Origin of the sequence: Roseiarcus sp. (assembly GCF_052145395.1) — a bacterium.
Lineage (GTDB): Bacteria > Pseudomonadota > Alphaproteobacteria > Rhizobiales > Beijerinckiaceae > Roseiarcus.
The window spans coordinates 1-4861 of sequence record NZ_JBKQOT010000429.1; the positions used below are offsets into that span (position 1 = coordinate 1).

The 4861-nt window shown below is 67.1% G+C and carries 5 protein-coding genes; 2 read left to right on the forward strand and 3 right to left on the reverse strand.

The annotated features are described in order from the left end of the window. A partial coding sequence (locus ACLP25_RS14545; protein ID WP_442469898.1) for a polyprenyl synthetase family protein occupies positions 1 to 661 on the forward strand: 661 nt, incomplete at its 5' end. Positions 662 to 1205: 544 nt separating this feature from the next. Here ACLP25_RS14545 and alr read toward each other — a convergent pair. The 3 genes from alr to ACLP25_RS14560 are packed head-to-tail and all read right to left on the reverse strand — an operon-like array spanning position 1206 to position 3364. Next, positions 1206 to 2336, reverse strand: a complete 1131-nt coding sequence (alr, locus tag ACLP25_RS14550; RefSeq protein WP_442469899.1) for an alanine racemase — start codon at positions 2334 to 2336, stop codon at positions 1206 to 1208. Next, a complete protein-coding gene (locus ACLP25_RS14555) occupies positions 2333 to 2848 on the reverse strand; it encodes a GNAT family N-acetyltransferase (protein ID WP_442469900.1) in 516 nt (171 codons plus the stop codon). The genes alr and ACLP25_RS14555 overlap by 4 nt, the downstream gene beginning before the upstream one ends. A gap of 12 nt (positions 2849 to 2860) precedes the next feature. After that, positions 2861 to 3364 carry a GNAT family N-acetyltransferase gene (locus tag ACLP25_RS14560; protein WP_442469901.1) on the reverse strand — a complete coding sequence of 168 codons (504 nt, stop codon included), beginning with the start codon at positions 3362 to 3364 and terminating at the stop codon, positions 2861 to 2863. Positions 3365 to 3541: 177 nt separating this feature from the next. Between ACLP25_RS14560 and ACLP25_RS14565 the strand changes: the two genes are divergently transcribed. Further along, the coding region (locus ACLP25_RS14565) for an extracellular solute-binding protein (protein ID WP_442469902.1) at positions 3542 to 4861 on the forward strand (1320 nt) is incomplete at its 3' end.

Here is a 4861-nt window from a genome sequence, read left to right on the forward strand (position 1 = left end):
CGAGGCGAGCGTGCTCGTCGGCGACTTTCTCCTTGGTCAGGCGTTCAAGATGATGGTCGAGGTCGGATCGATGGCCTGCCTCGACGTCCTGTCGAACGCCGCCGTCGTGATCGCGGAGGGCGAGGTCATGCAGCTTTCCGCCGCCAAGGACACCGAGACGACCGAGGACTCCTATCTGGCCGTCATCCGCGCCAAGACCGCGGCGCTGTTCGCCTCCGCCTGCGAGGTCGGCCCGATCCTGGCCGGGCGCGGCAAGGCCGAGATCGCCGCCTGCCGCGGTTACGGCGCCAATCTGGGAATCGCATTTCAGCTCATCGACGACGCTCTCGACTACGGCGGATCGTCAGCCAAGCTCGGCAAGAACGTCGGCGACGATTTTCGCGAGGGCAAGATCACTTTGCCGATCGTTCTGTCATTCCGGAGGGGCTCGCAGAAGGAGCGCGAGTTCTGGCGGCGCACGCTGGAGAAGGGCGAGATCGCCGAGGGCGACCTCGAGTTCGCGCTCGCCACGATGAAGAAGCACCGCGCCCTCGAGGATACGATCGAGCGCGCCCGCCATTACGGCGCCATGGCGGTCGATGCGCTGGAGCTCTTCCCCGCCTCGGCCTGGAAACACGCCCTGCGCGACGCAGTCGAATTCACCATCAGCCGGGCGCATTGAGCGCTTATGGCGACGGACCTGAAGCCGTTCAGGCCCTAGGCCGTGAGGGGCGTTCCGACCTTGACGGCGAGCACAACGCCTTTCGCCGCTAGCCTTCCCGGCCGCCTCGCCAAATCCAACCCGGATTTGAGCCTTTTCAAGACTTTGCGGCGGATTATCCAAACTGCCGAAGCTCCACGCCGGGCGCTGAGTGGACGGCCCTCGGGCTGTGCGCCGAATGGCTGCCCGATGCGGCTTGCGTGAGACAAGGCAGGGCGGCATCAGTTTTTTCTGACGTACGAAATCACCATACCATATCTTTCTGCTTTGCGCAAGAAAGTGCGCCTAACGCATCGACCTCGTCCCCGGCCATCCGCGTAGCGCCAGCGCCGTTCGCGACGCGCTTATCGATTATGTAATGCAATCAAGAGACTCTCGAGAGGAGACTGTGTTCGCGTGGACGGCCGGGTCAGGCCCGGCCATGACGCGGCGTTCCAATTGCTCGACCAACAGCTAACGCGATGAAGAGCAAAAGAAAGCGCGATGAGGTTCAACGGCCCGGCGGTTAAGGACCCCCGACATATTCGCGCCGGTAGCGCGGCCCGAGACTCGTCAGCAGCTGGTAGCCAATCGTGCCGCTCCGTGTCGCGAAATCGTCGAGTTCAATCCCACCGCCGAACAATTCCGCCCGGCTTCCGGGCTTGACCGCGTCCTCCGCGACGTCAGTCACGTCAGCAATCACGAGGTCCATCGACACCCGCCCGACCAACGGACACCGCCGCCCGGCAAAGGCGACCTCCGCGCCCGGCCGGGCGTCGGTCGCCCCTGCGCCGCGCGGCAGACCGTCGGCGTAGCCGATCGCGAGCGTGGCGAGCCGCGTCGGGCGTTTCGCCGTCCATTGGGCGTTGTAGCCGCAGGTCGCGCCCGGCTCGATCCAGCGCGTCTGCTGCACCGCGACGGTCAGGGTCACCACCGGCCGCATCGGATTCGGACGGCCGGGCGTGGGATTGCCGCCGTAAAGCGCGTAGCCCGGCCGAGTGAGGTCGTAGTTCGGGCGCTGAGGGAGAAAAATGCCCGACGAATTGGCGAGCGAGGCGGCAAGATGCGGGAACGCCGCCCGCGCCGCCTCGAACCGCCCGATCTGGAGCGCGTTCAGCGGGTCCTCGGGGAGCTCGGCAGAGACGAAGTGGCTCATCACCAGGTCGGCGCCGCTCGCCGCGCCGTCGCGCTCGACGGCGGCGCTGAGAGCCTCGAGCGAGTCGAAGCCAAGCCGGCGCATGCCGGTGTCGAGATGCAGCGCCGAGGGCGACGGCCGCCCCGTTCGCATCGCGAAAGCCGACCAGCGCTCGAGTTCCTGAGCGCTGCCGAGCGCGGGCTTGAGACGATGCTCGACGTAGTCGGCCGGATCGGCGTCCGCCTCGAGCCCGTTGAGAACGGTGATTTCCGCCTCCTTCGGCAGAAGACGCCGGGCCGAGAATCCCTCGCCGAGGTGGGCGACGAAGAAGGTCCGCGCGCCGGCGGCCCATAGCGCCGGGCCAGCCCGGTCGAGGCCGATTCCATAGGCGTCGGCCTTGACCACGGCACCGCACCGCGCGGGCGCGACACGGCGGCCGAGCGCGCGCCAGTTCTCGGCCAGCGCCGAGAGATCGATCGTGGCGCGCCCGGGCGCGCGCTCGGGAGGAGCGAAAGCGGTCACAGGAGCGGTTTCTCCAAAATCGCGACAGTCGGCGCGTCGAAGCCCGCATGCGCCTCGACGCGGATGCGGGCGAAGCCCATCCGCTGAAACAGCCTTTCGTTCTCCGGCAGCTCCAGGCGCACCCTCAGCCGCGCCCGCCCGAGGTCTCGAGCCCGCGCCCCCGCTTCGCAGGCGGCGACGAGCCGGAGGCTCAAGGACCGCCCGCGCGCCTCGGGGAGGGCTGAGACGCGCCCGATCATGAGCGCGTCGCGGTCGACCTGCCACAGGGCGACGGCGACGAGCCGGCCTCGAGCGAAGACGCCGAAGCCGCCGCCCGCGGCGATCTTGGCCGCAATCGATTCTGTGGTCTCGCGCAACGCCGAAGACGGCGGGTTGGTGGCGTGGCTCTGGGCCGCGAAGGCGGTCCGGATGACATCCGCAGCCGCATCGGCGTCCGCGATCGTCAGCGGGCGCACGACGAAGGCGTCGGGTTTCAGCGGCGCGCGTTTCGCTGTTGTCGCGGAGAAAACCATGATCGTCTGCCCCTACACCCCGCCGGACGGGACCGGCAAGGTTGCCGTCAAGCCGAGTGGCTTGGACATCGGATAGCCGGAGTCCATACCGAATTTTCTCACCGGCGGGCCGACTTCCTCGTATCCGCGCGCGCGATAGAACCGGCGCGCCGTTTCGGTGCTGATCAAGGTGCAGCGGGTGGCGCCGCGCTCGGCGGCTCGGCTTTCCAAAGCGGCGAGCAGGACCCGGCTCGCGCCGCGAAACCGCGCGTCGGGCGAAACATAGTTGAGGAGGATCTCGCCGGCGTCGGTAACGGCGCCGATGGCCGCGATGGCGCCCTCATCCACCGCGACGAGGTACGAGGCGTCGGGCCGACTCATCCAGGCGGCGACGGTCTGCGGGGTCTTGTTGCTCAACCACGCTGCGAGCAGCCCTGGATCATGGCGATGGTCGGCGGCGCAGAGTTCGACGATCGAGCGCCTCAAGACCCGGCAGGCCTCCTCGGCGTCCTCCCGTCTGGCGTCGCGAATCTCCATGCTCGCATTCAGCGGCAGGACCGGGAGCGAGGCAAGGGCGCGCGGTTCAATCCCCGATTCATGAACGAACTTTAACCGGCGATTCCCGTCGCTTTCGGCCGCTGCGCCTCGCTTTCGCCGCGGTCGCTGGCAATGAGCCTTGGCATGCGGTCAATACCGGCAGGCGGAGTCGATTCGATGGCTTGGATGTTTTCGCGGCGCGCGGCGCTGAAGGCAGCGGGGGCGGGCGCACTGGTCACTTTTCTTCCGCGCCCGTTCGCGGCGCTCGCCGACGATTCGGTCGAGACGCATGGCCTGTCGTCCTTCGGCGACCTCGCGCTGCCGCCGGACTTCCCGCATTTCTCCTACGTGAACCCCGACGTGCCGACCGGCGGGGTTCTATCGCTCCAGATCACCGGCACGAGCGGCAATCAGAACTTCGACACCTTCGACACCCTCAACATCTACAGCTGGAAGGGCAACGGCGCCGCCGGTATGGGCGCGACCTTCGACACGCTGATGACCGCCAACGGCGACGAGCCCGATTCGGTCTACGGACTGCTCGCCCAATCGGTGCGCGTCTCGGGCGACAGGCTCGATTACCGGTTCAGGCTGAGGCCGGAGGCCAAGTTTTTCGACGGCTCCTGCGTCACGGCGGCCGACGTCGCCTTCTCGCTCAACATCCTTAGGGACAAGGGCCATCCGGTCTACGCCCAGCTTCTCAGGGAGGTCGAATCCGCCGCCGCCGAGGGCGACGACGTCGTCCATGTGCGCTTCGTCAAGGACCGCAGCCGCGACGCGCACCTCATCGTCGTCGGCATGCCGGTCTTCTCGTCCGCCTGGTGGAAGGACCGCGACTTCACCGCCGCCACGCTCGACGCGCCGCTCGGCTCCGGACCCTACATGGTGAAAACCTTCGAGCAGGGACGGTTCATCGAGTACGAGCGCCGGCCCGACTATTGGGGCGCGAAGCTCCCGGTGAACCTTGGCCAGAACAATTTCGACCGCCTGCGTTTCGAATATTACCGCGAGCGGCGGGTCGCCTTCGAGGCGTTCAAGGCCGGCGCGATCAATTATCACGAGGAGTACACCTCGCGCTTCTGGGCGACGTCCTATGATTTCCCCGCCGCCAAGGATGGTCGGGTCAAGAAGGAGACGCTGCACAACGGCGAGCCGTCCCGCACGCAGGGTTGGTACCTCAACACCCGCCGCGAGCAGTTCAAGGACCCGCGCGTGCGCGAGGCGATTGGGCTCGCCTTCGACTTCGAGTGGACCAACAAGAACATCATGTATTCCGCTTACAAGCGGATCGTTTCCTATTTTCCCAACACGCCGATGGAGGCCAAGGGCAAGCCGGGGCCGGACGAACTCAAGCTCATCGAGCCGTTCCGCGACAAGCTGCCGGCTGCCGTGTTCGGCGAACCCTATACGCCGCCCGAGAGCGACGGCTCGGGCTTCGACCGCACGCTGCTCAAGCAGGCCTATGACCTACTGATCGCCGCGGGCTGCCAGCGGGAC